Annotated in this window: 23 protein-coding genes; 15 read left to right on the plus strand and 8 right to left on the minus strand. The window is 40.7% G+C overall.

Annotation, left to right across the window (positions count from 1 at the left end; all coding sequences use genetic code 11):
- Positions 1-86 precede the first annotated feature (86 nt).
- From HMPREF9071_RS00415 to HMPREF9071_RS00445, 7 genes are all read right to left on the minus strand, one after another.
- Positions 87-341: a hypothetical protein gene (locus HMPREF9071_RS00415; protein ID WP_009744547.1), complete on the minus strand. Its 255-nt coding sequence runs from the start codon at positions 339-341 to the stop codon at positions 87-89.
- Positions 310-690, minus strand: coding sequence for a hypothetical protein (locus HMPREF9071_RS00420; protein ID WP_009744548.1), 381 nt, complete (start codon positions 688-690; stop codon positions 310-312). The genes HMPREF9071_RS00415 and HMPREF9071_RS00420 overlap by 32 nt, the downstream gene beginning before the upstream one ends.
- A 1-nt stretch (position 691) precedes the next feature.
- On the minus strand, positions 692-1,378 hold the full coding sequence (locus HMPREF9071_RS00425) for a hypothetical protein (RefSeq protein WP_009744549.1): 687 nt from the start codon (positions 1,376-1,378) through the stop codon (positions 692-694).
- Positions 1,379-1,393: 15 nt separating this feature from the next.
- Positions 1,394-1,861: a hypothetical protein gene (locus HMPREF9071_RS00430; RefSeq protein WP_009744550.1), complete on the minus strand. Its 468-nt coding sequence runs from the start codon at positions 1,859-1,861 to the stop codon at positions 1,394-1,396.
- 219 nt (positions 1,862-2,080) lie between these two features.
- Positions 2,081-2,620 (minus strand): hypothetical protein, encoded by a 540-nt coding sequence (locus HMPREF9071_RS00435; protein ID WP_009744551.1) that lies wholly within the window; start codon positions 2,618-2,620, stop codon positions 2,081-2,083.
- A gap of 126 nt (positions 2,621-2,746) precedes the next feature.
- Positions 2,747-3,208 (minus strand): LytTR family DNA-binding domain-containing protein, encoded by a 462-nt coding sequence (locus tag HMPREF9071_RS00440; protein WP_009744552.1) that lies wholly within the window; start codon positions 3,206-3,208, stop codon positions 2,747-2,749.
- Between the two features lie 2 nt (positions 3,209-3,210).
- Positions 3,211-4,887, minus strand: a complete 1,677-nt coding sequence (locus tag HMPREF9071_RS00445) for a formate--tetrahydrofolate ligase (protein WP_009744553.1) — start codon at positions 4,885-4,887, stop codon at positions 3,211-3,213.
- 262 nt (positions 4,888-5,149) lie between these two features.
- Between HMPREF9071_RS00445 and HMPREF9071_RS00450 the strand changes: the two genes are divergently transcribed.
- The 11 genes from HMPREF9071_RS00450 to HMPREF9071_RS00505 all read left to right on the plus strand — a co-directional run bounded on the left by HMPREF9071_RS00450 (position 5,150) and on the right by HMPREF9071_RS00505 (position 14,365).
- Positions 5,150-5,764, plus strand: coding sequence for a TetR/AcrR family transcriptional regulator (locus tag HMPREF9071_RS00450; RefSeq protein WP_009744555.1), 615 nt, complete (start codon positions 5,150-5,152; stop codon positions 5,762-5,764).
- Between the two features lie 219 nt (positions 5,765-5,983).
- Positions 5,984-7,276 carry a TolC family protein gene (locus HMPREF9071_RS00455; protein ID WP_009744556.1) on the plus strand — a complete coding sequence of 431 codons (1,293 nt, stop codon included), beginning with the start codon at positions 5,984-5,986 and terminating at the stop codon, positions 7,274-7,276.
- Positions 7,273-8,205 carry an HlyD family secretion protein gene (locus HMPREF9071_RS00460; RefSeq protein WP_009744557.1) on the plus strand — a complete coding sequence of 311 codons (933 nt, stop codon included), beginning with the start codon at positions 7,273-7,275 and terminating at the stop codon, positions 8,203-8,205. Before HMPREF9071_RS00455 ends, HMPREF9071_RS00460 begins: the two co-directional genes overlap by 4 nt.
- A 153-nt stretch (positions 8,206-8,358) precedes the next feature.
- Positions 8,359-8,862, plus strand: coding sequence for a hypothetical protein (locus tag HMPREF9071_RS00465; protein ID WP_009744558.1), 504 nt, complete (start codon positions 8,359-8,361; stop codon positions 8,860-8,862).
- Between the two features lie 121 nt (positions 8,863-8,983).
- Positions 8,984-9,808 carry a hypothetical protein gene (locus HMPREF9071_RS00470; protein WP_009744559.1) on the plus strand — a complete coding sequence of 275 codons (825 nt, stop codon included), beginning with the start codon at positions 8,984-8,986 and terminating at the stop codon, positions 9,806-9,808.
- 569 nt (positions 9,809-10,377) lie between these two features.
- Positions 10,378-10,884, plus strand: coding sequence for a hypothetical protein (locus HMPREF9071_RS00480; protein WP_009744561.1), 507 nt, complete (start codon positions 10,378-10,380; stop codon positions 10,882-10,884).
- A 94-nt stretch (positions 10,885-10,978) separates the two neighbouring features.
- Positions 10,979-11,377, plus strand: a complete 399-nt coding sequence (locus tag HMPREF9071_RS00485; protein WP_002672913.1) for a hypothetical protein — start codon at positions 10,979-10,981, stop codon at positions 11,375-11,377.
- A gap of 202 nt (positions 11,378-11,579) precedes the next feature.
- Positions 11,580-12,191, plus strand: a complete 612-nt coding sequence (locus HMPREF9071_RS00490; protein WP_009744562.1) for a hypothetical protein — start codon at positions 11,580-11,582, stop codon at positions 12,189-12,191.
- A 58-nt stretch (positions 12,192-12,249) separates the two neighbouring features.
- Entirely contained in the window at positions 12,250-12,783 is a 534-nt protein-coding gene (locus HMPREF9071_RS00495; RefSeq protein ID WP_009744563.1) for a hypothetical protein, read from the plus strand.
- A gap of 33 nt (positions 12,784-12,816) precedes the next feature.
- Positions 12,817-13,659: a hypothetical protein gene (locus HMPREF9071_RS00500; protein WP_009744564.1), complete on the plus strand. Its 843-nt coding sequence runs from the start codon at positions 12,817-12,819 to the stop codon at positions 13,657-13,659.
- 148 nt (positions 13,660-13,807) lie between these two features.
- Positions 13,808-14,365 (plus strand): hypothetical protein, encoded by a 558-nt coding sequence (locus HMPREF9071_RS00505; RefSeq protein ID WP_009744565.1) that lies wholly within the window; start codon positions 13,808-13,810, stop codon positions 14,363-14,365.
- A gap of 8 nt (positions 14,366-14,373) precedes the next feature.
- Here HMPREF9071_RS00505 and HMPREF9071_RS00510 read toward each other — a convergent pair whose 3' ends face one another.
- A complete protein-coding gene (locus HMPREF9071_RS00510; protein WP_009744566.1) occupies positions 14,374-14,703 on the minus strand; it encodes a multidrug efflux SMR transporter in 330 nt (109 codons plus the stop codon).
- Positions 14,704-14,795: 92 nt separating this feature from the next.
- Here HMPREF9071_RS00510 and HMPREF9071_RS00515 point away from each other — a divergent pair, with 92 nt between their 5' ends.
- The 4 genes from HMPREF9071_RS00515 (at position 14,796) to HMPREF9071_RS00530 (ending at position 18,842) form a co-directional block, all read left to right on the plus strand.
- Positions 14,796-15,743: an ABC transporter ATP-binding protein gene (locus tag HMPREF9071_RS00515; RefSeq protein WP_009744567.1), complete on the plus strand. Its 948-nt coding sequence runs from the start codon at positions 14,796-14,798 to the stop codon at positions 15,741-15,743.
- Between the two features lie 27 nt (positions 15,744-15,770).
- Positions 15,771-16,505 (plus strand): ABC transporter ATP-binding protein, encoded by a 735-nt coding sequence (locus tag HMPREF9071_RS00520; protein WP_009744568.1) that lies wholly within the window; start codon positions 15,771-15,773, stop codon positions 16,503-16,505.
- A 14-nt stretch (positions 16,506-16,519) separates the two neighbouring features.
- Positions 16,520-17,650 (plus strand): ABC transporter permease, encoded by a 1,131-nt coding sequence (locus HMPREF9071_RS00525; RefSeq protein ID WP_009744569.1) that lies wholly within the window; start codon positions 16,520-16,522, stop codon positions 17,648-17,650.
- Positions 17,651-17,723: 73 nt separating this feature from the next.
- Positions 17,724-18,842 carry an ABC transporter permease gene (locus tag HMPREF9071_RS00530; protein ID WP_009744570.1) on the plus strand — a complete coding sequence of 373 codons (1,119 nt, stop codon included), beginning with the start codon at positions 17,724-17,726 and terminating at the stop codon, positions 18,840-18,842.
- Positions 18,843-19,062: the final 220 nt, after the last annotated feature.

Consider the following 19,062-nt stretch of genomic DNA (forward strand, 5'->3'; position numbering starts at 1 on the left):
TAGTCAAATTTCTTTAATTTCTGACCGATTTCTAAGAAAAAATTATATTACATATTGAATATCTATATAGCTCATACTTCTACTGATTAATCTTCTCCTATAATATAAAATTTACCTTCATCATCTCTTGTGGCAGAAATTTCATAATAGGAAATGGTTCTCTTTCTTCCTGAGTAAGTAGTAGAACCACTCTTCTTACGCATAGTTAAATTATAGACTACTTGCATTTTGCCATTCCATTTGACAATGGTCATATCGCGTACGTTGAAGCGATTGAAATCCTTTAACTCTTCATTGTTTTCAAGGAATTTATAAAGCTCGGCCGCATCTTTTACCACCATATCGGTATCGATCTCTTCTACTTTGAAAAGGAGTTAAGTTATCACTAACAGAATCTTCTTGAGGGTTCTGTAGTTTGCCTATTTTCCAATAAGCCTGAGAGATATACTTACCCTCATTTTCAGGATCTTTGAAAACGGCAGTAAGTCCTTTGAAGGCATCTTCTAAGGGTTTTCCTGTGTGTAGGCTTATTTTGTAGAATTCTTTTCCCACAAAAGGTTGTTCTTTCGCCAGAATAGCTTTAGCTTCTTCTATTCCTGCTTTTTCTGTCATCTTGTTACCAAAGATAAAGCTACAAGAGGTAAGCACAAAGGTAAGTGCCATACCTAATAAAAGGGTGATTTTTTTCATTTTATAATTTGATTGGTTTTTTAGTATCTATAAGTGTACCTTCAGCATCGAAGCGGAAAGTAGTTGTCTGGGCAGCCAGTACCATGGGTTGGGTACGCACTTCTATCTCAAAGGCTTTCGTCTGGTGGTTACGGCTGATCTCCCAGCTCGTTACAAAGGCACTTTCCTCGGATTCTTGTAGTGCTTTCTTCAGGATGGAGGGAACCTTTTGTAAAAGAGGCTTGACATCGGAAAGGCGAAACAGTATGTCCTTATAGTCGTCATAGGTAGCCGCAGTCTCATCGTCTCGCTTGAGCACAAAGGCAGAGCTGCCTTCCTCTCCAAAGATACTGCGATCGCTGTCACAACGTATATAGAAGACCCGAAAAGCACTTGTCTCTACGTTGGTGAGTACCTTGACCAAAACCTTGGATTCCTTGGCTACTTCATCCAGATCCAAACGGAGCACGTTGGCACCTATGGCATAGAATTCAGCATCTTCGGCGGATTTGATTTTCCCTGTCTCGGTGAGTTCCTTTAGGATATCATCTATATATCGTGGATAGCTCTCCATATCCGTTCCTATGATCCCTTTGGTAAGGTCATACTTAGCCGGTGGAAAAATGGCTTTTTTCCAAAGTCTGAGATATTCACAACTACTAAGGCTAAAAGCCAACACAGCCACTACTAAGAGGGTGAGTTTCTTCATATCAATAGCAGATTTTTATTTGTCTTTCTTCCAAAGGGCAGAGATACCTACATTTTGATCTTTCTGTTGTATAGGGTATTTGCTATTGATCGCCTCCAAGATGTCTCCGTCAAAATCCTTATTACTACCGTAAATGGTTTGGATAATCCATCGCCCGATCATCCCACCTTCGTTATAAAGCCCCTTGAGCCACCACTTCATAGTGGTTCGGTCAAAGCCCAAGTAAGTATCCTCGCGAGACATATCGTCGGTCATAGGAGCATACTTTACAGTGATAAAAGTACGGTGGTAGGCATTTTTCGCCACGAAGATACGATCCTCCGATGCCGAAGTCCCCAATACCTGTGAAGCTACATTGCCTTTCTTGAGAAACTCCACCTTGTACTTACTGCCTAATTTCTCTTTGATTACCTCAAAGATATCTTGCAAAGGCACCTTACCTTCTAAGAAAGTAAGAGTAATGTTTTTGTCTAATAATCCCATAAATTTTACTTTTTTAAGTTTGTTAAGGCAAAATTAGATAATAATTCTCAATAAGTTAAAACAAATCAATATCCGCGGGGGGGTGAATATTCGCCTTTAAAATCGCTATATTCGCAAAAAAGAGGGGGTAGGAAGGTTTTTTACAATTACTGGCTGCATATGCTTACAACAAAGGCTGTCTTATCAGGACAGCCTTATATAAGGTTCAGTTATGTAGTGTTATTTCATAGCTTGTATCATTGCCTTATGCTTATCATACTCAACTCCTGAGATGATTTTTACAGGAGTGATTCCTCTGAAATCCGAAGGAGAGAAATACTTCATCAGGAGTAAGTAGAATGCTTTTCCTGCTACGTCTTCATAGATGTAAAGCTGAAGCGGTTGGTTATCCTTAGCAGGAATATTGGCGAGTTCTCTGAAGTTTTCAGCTTCCAAAAAAGCAACTAAGTCCTTCTCGGTCGTAGCTGAGGAATCAAACTTCTTGATGCCTGCTTGTACAATCTTTGTCTGAGTTTGTTTGTTATAAAAATCAGATCCAAGCCATATGCTAAAACCTGTATATGCCATTCCTATTCCTGCAATAATGCGCCATATCCAGAGTTCTCCTGCGGGGGTGATTTCGGGATAAATCATTAAGGCAAGGAAGATGGCGAATAGGACACCATTAATGATTTTCTTAGAGGTATTTCCTTTGAGAACAAACTGCTCAGGATGAGCTCTGAAGTAAGAAGGTAAATCCTGTGGAATTTCTTTATTCATAAAATTTTAATTTAATTATAATAGTGCAAAATTAAAAAATAATTCCAAAAATATCAAAAAGAATCAATATTCGCTGGGGGGGGGTAAATATTCGCGGTTAAATTGGGAAAAACGATAATTGAAAAGCTATTCGCTTCCCATTAACCATTGTTGCACCTGCTCCCGACGACGTTCGGCTACAGGAATACGCTCACCTGTGATCAGTTCCAAGATGCCTTCTTTAAGATATTTCTTGATATAGTGGCTATTGACCAAATAGGACTGGTGGCAATGCACGAACTGTGAGGCAGGCAAAAGTTCTTCAAATGACTTGAGCACCTTGCTGACCAATATTTTTTCTCTTCCTTTAAGAAAAAAAGTTGTATAGCCCTTATCACTCTGTAAGTAGAGAATATTGGCTATAGGGATCAATTCTATACCCTCTGTTGTCTTTAGGGCAAGTCGCTCTATCTTTTGCTGTTGTATGTGATAGTTTTGGGCATACATCTGTACAAATGCTACCCACTGCTCCCTACACGCCCCCAGTGAATCTGAGGGCAATGTAGCGAAGAATTGGTCTATTCTTTGGGTTATTTCTTTTGAAATCATAATTAACTAAGTCCTGTAATCACCCCTTGATCATCTATATCCATCCCTTCGGCAGCGGGAACACTCGGCAAACCTGGCATACGAACGGTATCTCCTAAGATTGGAATAAGAAAGCCTGCACCGGAGGCAAACTCAAATTCACGAACGGTTATTTCAAAGTCCGTAGGACGTGCAAGCTTCTTCTCATCATCGCTGAGTGATTTAGGGGTCTTTACCATACAAATAGGTAGTTTGTCAAAACCTAATTTGCGGATTTGCTTAAGTTGACTCAGGGCTTTAGTACTATAATTCACTCCTTTTGCTCCATATATATGAGTAGCTATAGTTTTTATTTTTTCCTCCACTGGAGTGGCATGATCATATAAAGGCGTAAAGTGACTCTCATTACTTTCAGCTATATCCACTACAGCATGAGCAAGTTCCTCAGTGCCTTTTCCTCCTTCACTAAAACCCCGGCTAACAACTGCCTTCACACCTCTTTCCTTACAAAAAGCTTGGATATAAGTAATTTCCTCCTGACTATCATGAGGAAAGTAGTTAATAGCTACCACCGCCTTAAGCCCAAAAAGCTGTATATTCTCTATATGTTTTTCTAAGTTAGTAATACCTCTTTTTACACATTCCAAATCAGGAGTATTATATTCCTCCTTCTTAGCTCCACCGTGGTGGCGCAATGCCCGTATGGTTGCTACAATAACCACTGCATTGGGGGCGAGGCCTGCGGAAGTACACTTAATATTAAGGAACTTCTCTGCTCCAAGATCTGCCCCAAAACCGGCTTCAGTGACTACATATTCTCCTAAGGAAAGTCCCATTTTGGTTGCTAATACCGTATTAGTACCTTGAGCAATGCTAGCAAAAGGTCCTCCATGTAAGATAGCTGGATTATTCTCAAGAGTCTGTACTAAGTTTGGCTTGATAGCTTCTTTGAGCAGCAATGCCATCGCCCCTACTACCTTGAGGTCACGAGCAAAAACAGGGGAACCATCGTACTTTTTCCCTACATAGATGTTGCCTATACGGCGCTTAAGATCAGAAAAATTCTCTGCTAAGCACAGAATAGCCATAATTTCAGAAGCAGGGGTAATATTGAATCCATCTTCACGAGGAATACCATGAGTAACCCCTCCCAAACCTACTACAATATGCCGCAAAGCACGATCATTCATATCCATCACTCGCTTCCATACCACTGTACGAGGGTCTATCCCTATGGAATGTGTCTTACTCTGTAAGTTGTTATCAATTACCGCAGCTAAGAGATTATTAGCGCGTTCAATAGCTGAAAAATCTCCTGTAAAATGTAAGTTGATATCCTCCATAGGCACTACCTGAGAATAACCTCCACCAGCAGCTCCCCCTTTGATACCAAACACAGGTCCTAAAGAAGGTTCCCTTAACACAGCAATAGCTTTCTTGCCTATTCTGTTCAGTCCTTCGGTGAGTCCTATACTCACAGTTGTTTTACCTTCCCCAGCAGGAGTAGGAGTAATCGCTGTAACGAGCACCAACTTGTGTTGGGCTATCTTCTTTGGATCTATTAGGTGCAAGGGTAGCTTCGCCTTATACTTTCCATAAGGGTCTATATCATCCTCTGATATATTTAGTTTCTTAGCTATCTCTTTGATAGACAACATATTCGAATGCTGTGCTATTTCAAGGTCGGTTGGAAAACTCATAAAAATAAAATTGAAAGGACAAAAATACGAAATTTAATGACAAATAACAAATTTAACACCTACAAATTAGATTAACAAAAGGTAATTTTTTCTTTTGGGACTATCTGAACTTTGTTATTCTTTAGGATACGACAATATATGAGACAATTTGCCGATTTACCAAAGAGGTAATAAATCAAATAAAAAATTAAAATTTCTGTTCTAACCATTTGGTTAATTCAAAAACTCGTTGTACCTTTGCCCTCGAAAATCAGAAGTAACGATGAAGAAGACAAAAGATATAAGCACCGAAGAACGCATCAAAGCCGCTGCCCGCAAAGTCTTTCATCAGAAAGGTTTTGCAGGTACACGTACTCGCGACATTGCCGAAGAAGCGGGTATCAACCACGCGATGCTCAACTATTATTTCCGCAGTAAAGAAAAGCTCTTTGAAATGGTAATGATGGAAACAATGGCGCAATTCTTTAAAGGAGTAAACCTTATGCTGAATGACGAAAGTACCTCTCTCGATGAGAAAATAGACCTCATCGTCTCTAACTACGTCGATTTACTCCTCAAAGAACCCGAATTACCTACCTTTATACTCAATGAGGTGCGTCCTAACCCGCAAGCATTTGTAGAGCAAAACCCTATTAAAGAGGCACTTACTCACTCTGTGCTCACCCGTCAATATGCCGAAGCCGTAGCTCGTGGCGAAATCACAGAGCCTAACCTAATGCAAGCTATCCTAAACGTCATCGGGTTGGTGATATTTCCTTTCATTGCAAAACCTATCCTAACCTCAATTGTCAACATACCCGAAGAACAGTACAAAGCCCTAATGCTCCAGCGTAAAACCCTTATCCCCCAATGGATTAAAGCAATACTATGGAAATAATAATACGATTTCTCTTAAACAATTGTCTTTGCGGATTGTCCCCCTTCGGAGGAACGGAGGCTAAATAACATTTTTTTTATCTATACCCTAACCAAATGGTTAAACTAATTTATTAACACTATAATACCCCTAAAAGCCTTAATTCATCAGTCTTTTACTCTGTTTTATGGCTTGCCCCCTCTCCGAAAGAGAGGGGGAACGGGGGTGAGGATTGCCACTATGAAACACCTTATCCTAACACTCACCGCATCTATAGCCCTCACTCTCACCGCGCAAGCGCAGGCTATCCTTTCTTTGGAGGACTGCTATCGTCTTACTCGTGAGAACTACCCTACCGTCAAAAAGCTCGATTTGGTAGCCAAAACCGAAGGCTATACCCTTGCCAATGCCAATCGTGCTTACCTCCCACAGGTCTCTATCCTAGGGCAAGCCACTTACCAGTCGGAAGTAACCGACCTCTCTAAAACCATTGTAGGGGCACTCCCTCTGCCTCCTAACGTCTCTTTGCCTACTATCGACAAGGAGCAATACAAGGTCGTGGGCGAGGTAAGCCAACTCCTCTACGGGGGTGGTGCGATTCACAGTCAGAAGGCAGTCGCCAAAGCTCAAAGTGCTGTCCAAATGCAAGCCGTCGAAACCCAATTGTACACCCTAAAACAACGTGTAAGCAACCTATATTTTGGGGTGCTCCTCATCGATGCCCAGTTATCGCAAAACCGCCTTAATATCGAAACGCTTGAGTCACAACTTAAGAAGGCGGAAGTAGCCCTAAAAAACGGTACGACCCTCCCCAGTAATGTAGACGAGCTTAAAGCTGAAATCCTCCGTGTAAGAATGCAAACCACCGAGTACGAAGCCACCCAAGCTACCTATTTGCAAATGCTGTCTACTTTCATAGGCAAAGAGCTCACCAACGCTTCCCAGCTCGCACAGCCTGCGCCTCAATCCCAGTCTCAAACCCTAAGTACCGAAATTTTTCGTCCTGAACTCAAAGGATTTCAGCTACAGGAATCGTTGCTTAAAGCGCAAGAAAAACAGCTCAGTAGCGAATATATACCTAAGCTCAGTGCGTTTTTTCAAGGCGGTTACGGGCGTCCCACACTCAATATGCTCAGCAACCAAGCGGATTTCTACTACATCACAGGGCTTCGTTTGCAGTGGAATTTAAGTCCACTATACAACCTGTCGAGCAAGAAACATATCCTACACCTGAACCGAGAAAGTCTCACAGCCGACCGCCAAGCCTTCTTACTCAACACAAAACTCGAACTCACTCAGCAGTCCGAGCAACTCAAAAAGCTACAAAAGCTGATAGAACAAGATGAAGCATCGGTAACTTTGCGCCACTCTGTCGCTAAATCTGCTGAAGTCCAGTTAGACAACGGGGTTATCACCACTCACGAATACTTGCAGAAAGTCAATGCTTGGCATCTTGCCCAGCAAACACTTATCCTGCACCAAATACAACTCCTCCAAGCTCAAGAAAATCATCAATTAATTATAGGAAAATGAAAAAGATAGCACTTATTACCACATTGATAGCTTTAATAGCTTGCAATAATAAGAACAAATTCGACGCTTCTGGCAACTTCGAAGCTGACGAAGTCATTGTTTCTGCCCAACAGACAGGGCAACTTATCGACTACGATGTAGAAGAAGGCAAAACTCTTACCGAAGGTCAAAAGGTCGGTCAGATAAACGTCGCCCTCCTCAAGATACAGAAAGAGCAGGTGGAAGCCACTATTGCCTCACTCAAAGAGAAAACCCAAAACCCTGCCGACCAGGTGGCACTCATTCGTAGCCAACTCGAAGTACAGCGTGCACAACTCGCCCAACAGGAACGTGAGCTTACGCGTACGCAGAACTTAGTACGTGGTGGGGCTGCCACACAAAAGCAATTGGACGACCTCTCCGCCCTCATCGACCAGCTTCGCAAGCAGATAGCCGTAACCGAAAACCAACTCAAAGTGAGTCTGACCAATATCAACACGCAGAACCGCAACGTGCTCAGCCAAGAAGCTCCTCTGCAAAAGAATGCCGAAGCCGTTCAAGAGCAAATTAATCAGGGTGAAATTATCAACCCCATTGCGGGCACTGTGCTTACTAACTACGCCCTAAAAGGAGAAATGCAGACGTTTGGAAAACCACTCTATAAGATTGCTAATACCGACGTACTAACCCTCAAAGCCTACATCACCGGTGACCAACTATCCCAAATCAAATTAGGACAGCAAGTTACCGTGCGCACCGATGCCGGAAAAGGCGCATACCGCACCTATCAAGGCGAAATTATCTGGATATCCCAAAAGAGCGAGTTCACCCCCAAAACGATTCAAACAAAATCTGAACGCGCCAACCTCGTATACGCCATCAAGATAAAGGTTAAAAACGACAGCTTTTTAAAGATAGGAATGTACGGTGAAGTGCTGTTCAATGATTAATTGGTAAAAGGTGTTATTTGTTGTCCTTAAAAGAGATATTTTATATCCGAAAAATGTCTTCTTGAGTATTCAGTATTAAAAATCTTTTGTAAAAGCATACAGTATTCGCAAAAAATCCCTACATTTGTCCTATAATTTTTAATTTTTGAAGTTATGCCGAAGAATTTGATTAGTATGGAGGTTCCTGCTGAGACCCTCACTAAGCTTCAAGAGAAGCTAAAAGAACTTCGCGAGCTATTGGCTCCGTATTTGGTTACCCTTACGTTGGAAGACCGCAAGAGCCTGCCTAAGATGAGCGACAAAACATTGGCATTTGTTTCCAAAACGGCAGAGTATGTGAAATCTAATCCTAAACTTATCCCCCCGATGATGGAAGCTGAAGAATTAGGTAAGGATTTCACCCTCAACCAATCGTTACAACCTGTGTACAACAGCCTCAAGCAGTTGGTCGACAACCTGTCGGACACACTGATGCTCTCGGGACACGAGGCTTATGCACAGGCGTTGCTCTACTATGCGAGTGTTAAAATGGCTGCCAAACTCGGTGACCAAGATGCCAAATCCATTCAGGAAGATTTGGGCAAACGGTTCGCACTACAAGGCAGACGCTCCAAAGGCACTGACCCTGCCTCTAATGAGCCTACACCCACTCCGTAGGCAACTGACAGATGTGAGCTATAAACTCAGTTTAGTTAGTTTATAGCTCACTTTTTGGATACAAAAATAGCACAAAATATAATCCAAAGTTAATTAATAAAAATTATAAAATATTTAGATTATGGGAATTTTAAAAATTGAAAAAGAAAATAGAGAGGATTCATACAAAGTATACATTACAGATAGCACAGAAAAATTAGTGGCTACTCTTTATTTAAAAAATGAGAAAGGGGAAGTAATACAAACAGCTACTGCTTCTCTTAATATTAAACATAAAGGAGTAGCTATTTATATTGCATTTCCAGATTATAAAGCAGACCCTGAGCTAGAAGTAAAAATTCCTTATTTTAAAAAGAAAATAAAAGCACCTAAAATACCTTCTGGGCACGCAGGAATTTTATTAATAACCAATAGCGGAAAAACAGCCTATTATGAATTTGGAAGATATGCTCATTCTTGGGATAATACAAAAGGTTATGTCAGAAGAGTAGCTGTTCCTGATGTAAAATGGGATGGAAATGGAATAATAGATGTGAATGAATTAAATAAAGTATTCAAAATTCTTTCTAAAAAATCAGGACAAAATGGAAATATAAAAGGAGCTTATATTGAAACTAATTATATTAACAGAATGTTATCCTATGCTGAAAGAAAGCATATAGAAAGTGTCCCTGATAATATAAATGACCCTACTAAACATAAACAACATTCCAAAGGTTATGAGAATTTAGAAGGTGTAGAATACTCAGAAGATAGAGAGGAATATAGTTTTACAGCTAATAATTGTGGTACTTTTGCCTTAGAAGTAGTGAAAGCTGATGAGAATATTAGTGTTCCTTCATTAGTCATAAATACTTCTCCTAATAATATACAAGATGAATTAATAGAAGAAGGTCATAAAGATGTTTTTTACAATTCAACAACAAATAAAACTACTATAAAATGAAAAGGAGGTTTCGATTATATTTTAGTATTTGGTGTTTATTATCGGTAGTTTTTGCTCCTATAATAATAGGAACATATCTTTTTTATCAGGATTTTTACAACATAAATACCATAGAATTTATTTGTGGAATTATTTTTATCACTGCTTATGTATTATTCCCTTTGTTTTTTATATATCAAATATTCATCAGAGTAAAAAATAATGAGAAAACACTAGACTTTACTATTTCTATAATATCTATTGCAGTTATTCTTATTAGTATTTTATTCTATATAGGCTTATATTGGTTAGTAGATAGAGCTATTAGTAATACTTATAGAAATATATAGAAGTTTTAATATTATTTTAGAAGTCCAAAGGTCAAATATCTGAGTCTGTAGGCAACAAAAGTTAGTTCAAAACAAACATCTATTAGTGAAAAGGTAACTAATGCAAGTTCATAGGTAATATCAGTCAGTAAAAAACCAACACGAGTGAGTTCAAAAGTGAATTAGTTTAGTTCAGAGCTAACACGAGTGAGCAGTCATCTTATTATTGGGATTGGAAAAACACATATTTATCAATAAATTATGAACGAATTTATCAAAGCATTGCATTATGACAAAAAAGACCCACGCATACCGGAAGAATACGATTTTTTCGGTGCTTTGGTGGGCGAGTGGAATATCGAATGGGTAGACCATCTGGAAGCCGACGAACCCAGACGCGTAAAAGGTGAATGGATTTTCTCTTGGGTGTTGGAAGGTACGGCGATACAAGATGTTTTTATTGTCCCCTCACGCTCGGAGCGTTTGCAAAACAAACAGCCCGATGCCGAGTACGGCACCACGCTACGTATATTCAACCCCCGAAGCTCGACGTGGGATATTTTCTACGGTTGCAGGGGCGAGGCTATCCGTCTGACAGCTCGCAGGGCAGACGATGAGATTATTCTGACAGAAAATACTACCGAAGAGATGAGATATGTATTCTCCGAGATAACATCTACTTCCTTCAAATGGCGAAAAGAGCTCAAAAACGCATCGGGTAAATGGTACGTGATTGCCAAAGTAATGGCACAGAGAACAAAAGAGTAATTTAAAACTTTGGTCGGAATTCTATACCCCGATATAAGTTCCAAAATAAAACAAATGATTTTAGAAATTAAATTAGTAACAATTATAAAAAAATATGATACGTAATTATTTTTACCTTGTAGTGGGAGTATTTTGCTTACTCTCTGCCGTTACTCACGAGATAAACGGCTTTGCAACTGTTTTCCCTGCCTTGTCAAACACAAATATTGATGCTGAAAGTAGGGTAACATTCAATTATCTTTGGCATATCATAGCCACCGAAAACGTAGTAATGGGTATCGCTTTAGTGTTGATGGCACTGCGCAAGAACGACAATGCAGGCAAGTTTATAGCTCTCTTTGTAATGGCTTTACTAGTGGTGCGTTGGGCAAGTATCGCTTTTAGTACCTTAACTGCCAATTGGGCTAACTTTACCAAAATACTTCCTGAAAGTGCTATAATGTGGGCGCTTATACTTCTATTGTGGTTAGGTGCAAGAAAAAAAGAACAATAAAAAAGACAAAAATATGAACATCAGAGCCATCACTCCCATATAAGTTCGGAGGTTAAATATTGGAGCTCATAGGTTGAATTTCGAAGCTAACTTCTCTCACATTTAATGCTAATTATTTTAGACGATGAATAGAATTAATTATCTACTCGAGAAGAATTCAATCTCTTACTCTGTCACAATCATAATTAAAATATCAAGCAATATGAAACGTTATTATATATGCATTGTCATCTTTTTGGTCTCTGTATGTGGGATAGCACAAACTGTAGACAGTATTAGGAATATACGAGAATTTGACGAGTTCGAAAAATATACCCACTTGGCAAAAGACAGTCTTGCCATTCAAAACATTGTAGAGCATCAGAAGTTTCGTTATTCGGCAAGACACCTTACCGTAGAGAAAGGAGAGAAGGGAGAAGCTGAGGTTACGCATAGACTTTTGATGTGGTCGCTTTCGTCGGTATTATGGCAGAATAAAATATCGGTTCGCAACCCACAAGCAGATTATTGCCTGACGAATTTTTACGTGTATACCAATACGGAACTTTTTTTCGATCACATCATCAACGTGTATGTATTATCTCCGTTCTCGTCTGTCAATAAGTCGTTAATGAAGTTTGTACACTCTCTAAAGGATAAAGATTATATAGTATTCAACCCCATAATGAAAATGTCGCACGTTTGTTATATGTTTTGGTACGAAGAAAAACTCATAATGATACTTGTTCCCTGTCGTATAATCTCTTTTGCAAAAGATGTAGACGATAAGATTGTAGAAGTGGCAAAAGAAGCGTTGGAGCGTTATTATAAGTAATTCAATAAAAATTAAGTAACACACAAAATCAGTAATAAAAACTAATTATACCTACAAGATGAAGTTAAAACTAATAGAAAGAATAAAGCTTACAGAAGAGCTCGTAGACCGAGAACACTTTTTCTCTGTGGGCTATTGCGAAGCAATCGAAACCCATTTGATGAAAGTATTTGTAAGTTGGGTAGCAGGCTATGAACGCTTTTATCGCATAAGTGCCGACGATTACGCTTTGTTTGAAGAAGACCGACCTGCATTCTACGAATTGTACAAAAACGAGCTCGGTGAGGATAACGAATGCTTTACTCAGAAGTTTATGGGGGCGCAAGCTCTACGAGATTACGACGGTCGTAAGAACTTTCAGATGTGTTATTCCTCAAAGGAAATAAACCCTTCTGGGCATTATGCTTATTGCAACGGAGTACTATATATTCAAATCCTCTGGGACAAAGGCACGGTATATGTACCTCCTTTCCAAAAAGTAAAAACCCTTAACGGCGAGTGGGACTATCCCTTGCGAAAAGATTGTTACATAGAAAAAGACCCCGAAGGCAAAGACCTCTGCTTTTGCCTCAAAAGCAATCTCATAAACTAACCTGTAAACAGCAGCATTATAATAGTAAAAAAGATGAACGCACTAAAACAAGTAATAAAAGAATTAAATTTTACAGAAGACTTTCAGAAATTGATTCTTCATCAAATTAAGATACCTATCTTAGATACTTATAATCCTGTTTGGGAATATTGGTATCCTCACCCGCCTTGTTTAATACCTTTGTTCTTAGGTACAGGAGCAGAATATACCGGCTTATTACACCATTTTTTCTGCGACAGAAAACAAATATTTGTAGATGATTCGCTGGAATGGAGTTATTTTAGCGAGAGGGCAAGCAATGAAAAACAATTTGTTACTCTGATGATTTTGGATATGTTAGAAATTGAAGAAGAGCTTACTGAGGAAATTGAACAATTTTGCAAAGACATTCATTACAGTGAAGATGATTTACAAAAGATAGTTACTTATTGGGACGAATACGGTTATGGCAAGGAACACACAAGTCCACTGGTATATTTTACCGATAGGGAAACTATAATACCTTTCGGTGATATAGAAAGAAGTGGATATGAAGGAGACTTTCCTGCCTCTATGAATCATATCGATACAGCGCTGTGTTATAATGCTTGTAACTTTGAAATAGAGGATATAAATCGTATAACAGACCTAAAAAATATCCCCAATTGGCTTAGAGAAGATACCGATAAAAAAGCATTGTTCTATAATTATCTATCCCAAAACAATCTAAAAGAAGCGTGGTTTTCCCTAAACAGCAAGGGTTGGAAGCTGAAAGATGTAGCCGAAGCACTTATGCAATTAAGGGATAAAACAAATGATAAACTGTTTCACCAGATAGCCGATTACTGGGTTTACACGTATGAACTCTCGGATTGTGATGAAACAGAGGAATATTAAGAGCTAACTTTATTAGCATATTAAGTATATGATAAGTATAAAGAATCTCCCTCGCTGACGCGAGCCTGTAGCTCGTGCCTATTAAGAATAAAGCTTGTAACTCATACTCTTAGCACATTTTTTGTAGCTTACTAACAAATACAACCCTATGTTAAAGAAATACGACAAAGTAATAGCAACGATTTTCGCCCTGCTTACCATAGTTTTTATAGTAGTCTTTCTCACTAATGACTCCTTTTTTGAGTGGACTTTTGTGCGACATCACAATATATTGAGCTGGTATATGCGCCCGCTCTTTATCGTGCCTATGGTGTATTTTGCTTTGAGAAAATCGTATGCAGGAGTGTCATTGAGTATCTTTTGCCTATTTACCAGTATGTTTTGGTTCTCCGTTCCACAACAAACCGATCCTAAGGTGCTCAGCTTCTTAGCTTACGAAATGGACTACCTCAAAGGTGCGTGGGACGCAAAAAAGATACTTTTCTCGCTAACAATACCGCTCTTTTTCTATCTGCTGATAGTCTCAGCGTGGAAGAGAAAATGGCGCTTATTGCTCTACACCATAGTGTTAGCAGCGCTTTTAAAACTGTTATGGAGCGTGGTGAGCAGTGGTGCAAGCGGTTGGTCAGTAGCCAAACCCGCTCTTGTAGGACTGGTAATATGCGTAGTATTTATTTTGATAACAAGAAGAAACAATAAAAAATAAGGGGAAAATCAGTGTCCATTTGCCTTTGAAAAGAGGTTAATTACGACTACGCCAGCGATGATAAGCAGGGAACCCAATACAAAAGGCAAGTCTATTTTATTTTTGAAAACAAGAATACTCACGATGGCTGTCAGTACAATTCCTACTCCCGACCAGATAGCGTAGGCTACCCCCAGCGGAATATTCTTGAGGGCTAAGGATAAAAAATAAAAACAAATGCCATAAGACAACAGTGAGCCTACGGCAAATAACCACTTGGAAAATCCTTCCGATTTACCTAAAAGAGCAGTAGCTAAGACCTCTAAAACAATCGCTAAAGTGAGATATAAGTAATGCATATAAGTATAGTATCTAAATTCGTAGCAAAAGTACAACCTTTTTTAACAATAGAAAACAAAACAGCCTGTGTGGCTCACACCTAATTAATAAAATGACAAGCATAAGTATACATAATCTCAGCAAGTCCTACGGCGATACCCAAGCTGTGCAGTACCTTTCTTTAGAAGTCGAGAAAGGCGAACTCTTTGGGCTCATAGGTCCCGATGGGGCAGGCAAAACCACCGTCTTTCGTATGCTCACCACCCTCCTCTTGCCTGATGAGGGAACAGCAAGCATCGAGGGCTGGGATATCGTCAAAGATTATAAGGAAATCCGCAAGCATGTGGGCTATATGCCTGGGCGCTTCTCTCTGTACCAAGATCTCACTGTCGAGGAAAACCTCACCTTCTTCGCCACAGTATTCGGCACTACTATTGCCGAAAATTACGACCTTATCAAAGATATTTACGAGCAGATAAAGCCGTTCAGCAACCGTCGCGCAGGCAAGCTCTCAGGGGGAATGAAACAGAAGTTAGCCCTTTGTTGCGCCCTCATTCACAAGCCCAAAGTCCTTTTGTTAGACGAGCCCACCACGGGGGTAGATGTAGTTTCGCGCAAAGAATTCTGGCAGATGCTCGCTCGGCTGAAGGCGCAAGGCATTAGCATACTGGTTTCCACCCCTTATATGGACGAAGCTAGCTTATGCGACCGTATAGCCTTATTCCAAAATGGCAAGGTGCTATCCACCAGTACCCCCGAGCAAATCATCGCCCAGTACCCCACCGCACTCTATGCTGTCAAGGCGTCCAATCTGTATGCACTGCTCCAGCACCTGCGCAATCATCCCAACATTGATAGCTGTTACCCCTTTGGCGAGTACCTACACGTTACTCTCAAGGAAAACACCAACATCCCCATATTCGAGCAACAGCTGAAAACCACCCTCCCCCACCTCGAATGGAAAGTCATTACCCCCACCATCGAGGATAGTTTTATCCGCCTAATGGAGGGTAATGTAGGGGCGAATGGCAATTCGCCCTTACCTAATATCGGTAATTGACAAATTGACAAATCGGCAAATTAACAAATGAACGCAATCCACTGTCATAACCTAACAAAGCAATTCGGCGATTTCAAAGCCGTGAACAACATTTCCCTTACCGTTGAAAAAGGCGAAATCTTCGGCTTCCTCGGTGCCAATGGCGCGGGGAAAACCACCGCTATACGCATCTTCTGCGGACTCTCCTACCCTACCTCGGGCGAGGCTACCGTAGCAGGCTTCGATGTCTACCGCGAGCAAGAGCAGATAAAGAAACACATCGGCTATATGAGTCAGAAGTTTTCGCTCTACGACAACCTCACCGTGCAGGAAAACATCACCTTCTACGGAGGCGTCTATGGCTTAAGCCGAAGGGAAATCAAAACCCGCAGTACCCAGCTTATCGCCAAACTTGGCTTGGAGGCTGAAGCCAACAAACTCGTAGGTTCGCTACCTCTGGGCTGGAAACAGAAGCTCGCCTTCTCAGTGGCTATCTTCCACCGTCCCGAAATCGTATTCCTCGACGAGCCTACTGGTGGCGTAGACCCCATAACGCGCCGTCAGTTCTGGGATATGATATACGAAGCCTCAGCGCAGGGCATTACTGTATTCGTTACCACCCACTATATGGACGAAGCCGAATACTGTCACCGCATCAGCATAATGGTAGATGGCAAAGTGGAAGCAATGGATACGCCCACCCGCCTTAAATCACAGTTTAATACCAATTCAATGGACGAGGTGTTCTACCAGCTCGCCCGTAAAGCAAAACGTAATGAATAACCCCGTAGGGGCGAATGGCAATTCGCCCACCTATTAATATGAAACAGCTCATCGCCTTTATACGCAAGGAATTCTATCACGTATTCCGCGACCGTCGCACGCTATTGATACTCTTTGGTATCCCCATAGCGCAGATTATCCTTTTCGGTCAAGCCCTCAGCAGCGAGGTCAAGAATATTGGTATCGCTGTATTAGATGAGGCTAACAATACCTATAGCCAAGAAATCACACACCGCTTGCAGTCAAGTCCGTATTTTAAGCTGAAAGACCCTATGCTTCGTTACGATCAAGTAGAAGACCAATTCAAGCGTGGCACCATAAAAGCTGCGCTCATCTTCCCTCCCGATTTCGGCAAAGACCTCTACACCCCCAGTGGTACCTCGCTACAACTCATCACCGATGGGAGCGACCCCAATACGGCTAAAACGGTGCAAAACTACTTCTCGGCTATGGTAGCAAGCTATCAGCAAGAGCTGAACCCTGCTGTACAACTACCCTACCAGATAACCGTTGAAAACCGAATGCTGTACAACGAGGAGCAGAATGGCTCTATGAACTTCGTCCCTGGGGTGATTGCACTCGTCTTTATGATAGTGAGCACAGCTCTCACCTCGGTAGCGGTGGTGCGTGAAAAAGAGTTGGGTACTATGGAAATCCTTTTGGTATCGCCTTTCAAACCTATAATGATACTCATTGCTAAAGCCGTGCCTTACCTTATTCTCTCGCTCATCAACTTCACTGTAATACTCCTGCTATCGGTCTATATGCTTGATGTCCCGATACGTGGCAATCTGCTGTTGCTTTACGCCGAAAGCACCTTATTTATTATCATTTGTTTGTCGTTGGGGCTACTCATATCCACCGTTACTGCTTCACAGCAAACGGCTATGCTCATCGCTATGATGGGAATGATGCTCCCCACGGCATTCTTTACCGGCTTTATGTTCCCCATAGAGAATATGCCTCTTATCTTTCAGGGAATATCCAAAGTCTTCCCCTCAAGTTATTACTACAGTATCGTGAAGAAAGTAATGCTCAAAGGGTTGGATTTCACTTACGTATGGAAAGAAACGCTGATATTAATAGCAATGGCAGTGGTATTCTTAAGCCTTGCAATGAAGAAGTTTAAAATACGATTACAATAATCCCCCAACCCACCAAACGGACTACTCCCTCTCCTTTGGAGAGGGCTGGGGAGAGGATTTAAATATAAAAGAAATGAAAGTATTAAGCTTTATACTACAAAAAGAATTTAAACAGATATTCCGAGATAAGACGATCTTGGCAATGATGTTTGTGGCACCTATCTTCCAACTGATTATATTGCCCTTAGTTGCCAATTTTGATGTGAAGAACATCAACCTCGTTTATATCGACCACGACCAAAGTACCTATTCTCACCAACTGATACAGAAGATTACTGCGTCAGGGTACTTTAAACTCGTAAAGGCTCCTTTCTCTTACAAAGAAGGCATCACCCTAATAGAAGACGGCAAAGCTGATGTAGTTTTAGAAGTCCCCGAAAGTTTTGAGCGTAATCTCATACGAGAAGGAAAGCAGACACTTGGTCTCTCTATCGATGCGATTAATGGGAGCAAGTCGTCTTTAGGAGGAGCGTATTTGCTTTCGGTAATACGCGACTTCAACACTCAGCTCGATGTAAATGTAAAAGCACCCCAACACATAGGTAATGTAGCCAAAATTGGGGTGGAGAGCACCCATTGGTACAACCCTTATATGCAATATACGCGCTACATTGTTCCGGGCATTTTGGCTATATTGCTCACCATTATCGGGGGATTTCTCTCTGCTTTGAATGTAGTCAAAGAAAAGGAAATCGGCACTATCGAGCAGATTAATGTAACGCCTATCAAGAAGTGGCAGTTTATATTAGGAAAGCTTATACCCTTTTTAGTAGTAGGGTTAATCCTCTTCACCTTGGGGCTCACCGTGATGTATGTAGTCTATGGTATCTTCCCCGCAGGAAATCTACTCACCTTGTATTCCTTTGCCACAATGTATCTCATTGCGATTCTCGGCTTCGGACTCCTCGTTTCCACTTATGCCGATTCACAGTTACAGGCTATGTTTATCGCCTATTTCTTTATAATGATCTTCCTTTTGATGAGCGGTTTTCTCACCAGTGTAGACAGTATGCCGGCGTGGAGCCGACAGGTGAGCAATGCTATTCCAGTAACCCATTTTGTGAATGCTGTCCGCTTAATTGTGCTCAAAGGCAGTAGTTTTGAGCAGTTACACATAGAGTTTTTGTATCTTGTAGGATTCGCTGTGCTACTTAATAGTTGGGCTATTTGGAATTATAAGAAGACAAGCTAGGAGCGAGCCATACAGGTAATTAGTGGTCAGCGAGTATGAGGCATTATGGGTAACCCTAAGGAGATAAGCCCTCTGAGTTTATAGTTTTTCCATAAGCCTGTGGCATAAGCAAAGGAAGGCAAGTAAACTGCCTTAGATACTATTTGCAACTTAGATGATTGAACTGGCAGTGGATTGATAATTGAAAATATATTAAGGAAATTTTATTTTTTTTGTATTT

Source organism: Capnocytophaga sp. oral taxon 338 str. F0234 (assembly GCF_000192225.1).
Classification (GTDB): Bacteria; Bacteroidota; Bacteroidia; order Flavobacteriales; family Flavobacteriaceae; genus Capnocytophaga.

What these genes read in the sequence shown, in the direction of transcription:
- HMPREF9071_RS00415 (WP_009744547.1), bottom strand. Translation starts at nt 341, where the DNA reads ATGGTGGTAAAAGATGCGGCCGAGCTTTATAAATTCCTTGAAAACAAT.
- HMPREF9071_RS00420 (WP_009744548.1), bottom strand. Translation starts at nt 690, where the DNA reads ATGAAAAAAATCACCCTTTTATTAGGTATGGCACTTACCTTTGTGCTT.
- HMPREF9071_RS00425 (WP_009744549.1), bottom strand. Translation starts at nt 1,378, where the DNA reads ATGAAGAAACTCACCCTCTTAGTAGTGGCTGTGTTGGCTTTTAGCCTT.
- HMPREF9071_RS00430 (WP_009744550.1), bottom strand. Translation starts at nt 1,861, where the DNA reads ATGGGATTATTAGACAAAAACATTACTCTTACTTTCTTAGAAGGTAAG.
- HMPREF9071_RS00435 (WP_009744551.1), bottom strand. Translation starts at nt 2,620, where the DNA reads ATGAATAAAGAAATTCCACAGGATTTACCTTCTTACTTCAGAGCTCAT.
- HMPREF9071_RS00440 (WP_009744552.1), bottom strand. Translation starts at nt 3,208, where the DNA reads ATGATTTCAAAAGAAATAACCCAAAGAATAGACCAATTCTTCGCTACA.
- HMPREF9071_RS00445 (WP_009744553.1), bottom strand. Translation starts at nt 4,887, where the DNA reads ATGAGTTTTCCAACCGACCTTGAAATAGCACAGCATTCGAATATGTTG.
- HMPREF9071_RS00450 (WP_009744555.1), top strand. Translation starts at nt 5,150, where the DNA reads ATGAAGAAGACAAAAGATATAAGCACCGAAGAACGCATCAAAGCCGCT.
- HMPREF9071_RS00455 (WP_009744556.1), top strand. Translation starts at nt 5,984, where the DNA reads ATGAAACACCTTATCCTAACACTCACCGCATCTATAGCCCTCACTCTC.
- HMPREF9071_RS00460 (WP_009744557.1), top strand. Translation starts at nt 7,273, where the DNA reads ATGAAAAAGATAGCACTTATTACCACATTGATAGCTTTAATAGCTTGC.
- HMPREF9071_RS00465 (WP_009744558.1), top strand. Translation starts at nt 8,359, where the DNA reads ATGCCGAAGAATTTGATTAGTATGGAGGTTCCTGCTGAGACCCTCACT.
- HMPREF9071_RS00470 (WP_009744559.1), top strand. Translation starts at nt 8,984, where the DNA reads ATGGGAATTTTAAAAATTGAAAAAGAAAATAGAGAGGATTCATACAAA.
- HMPREF9071_RS00480 (WP_009744561.1), top strand. Translation starts at nt 10,378, where the DNA reads ATGAACGAATTTATCAAAGCATTGCATTATGACAAAAAAGACCCACGC.
- HMPREF9071_RS00485 (WP_002672913.1), top strand. Translation starts at nt 10,979, where the DNA reads ATGATACGTAATTATTTTTACCTTGTAGTGGGAGTATTTTGCTTACTC.
- HMPREF9071_RS00490 (WP_009744562.1), top strand. Translation starts at nt 11,580, where the DNA reads ATGAAACGTTATTATATATGCATTGTCATCTTTTTGGTCTCTGTATGT.
- HMPREF9071_RS00495 (WP_009744563.1), top strand. Translation starts at nt 12,250, where the DNA reads ATGAAGTTAAAACTAATAGAAAGAATAAAGCTTACAGAAGAGCTCGTA.
- HMPREF9071_RS00500 (WP_009744564.1), top strand. Translation starts at nt 12,817, where the DNA reads ATGAACGCACTAAAACAAGTAATAAAAGAATTAAATTTTACAGAAGAC.
- HMPREF9071_RS00505 (WP_009744565.1), top strand. Translation starts at nt 13,808, where the DNA reads ATGTTAAAGAAATACGACAAAGTAATAGCAACGATTTTCGCCCTGCTT.
- HMPREF9071_RS00510 (WP_009744566.1), bottom strand. Translation starts at nt 14,703, where the DNA reads ATGCATTACTTATATCTCACTTTAGCGATTGTTTTAGAGGTCTTAGCT.
- HMPREF9071_RS00515 (WP_009744567.1), top strand. Translation starts at nt 14,796, where the DNA reads ATGACAAGCATAAGTATACATAATCTCAGCAAGTCCTACGGCGATACC.
- HMPREF9071_RS00520 (WP_009744568.1), top strand. Translation starts at nt 15,771, where the DNA reads ATGAACGCAATCCACTGTCATAACCTAACAAAGCAATTCGGCGATTTC.
- HMPREF9071_RS00525 (WP_009744569.1), top strand. Translation starts at nt 16,520, where the DNA reads ATGGCAATTCGCCCACCTATTAATATGAAACAGCTCATCGCCTTTATA.
- HMPREF9071_RS00530 (WP_009744570.1), top strand. Translation starts at nt 17,724, where the DNA reads ATGAAAGTATTAAGCTTTATACTACAAAAAGAATTTAAACAGATATTC.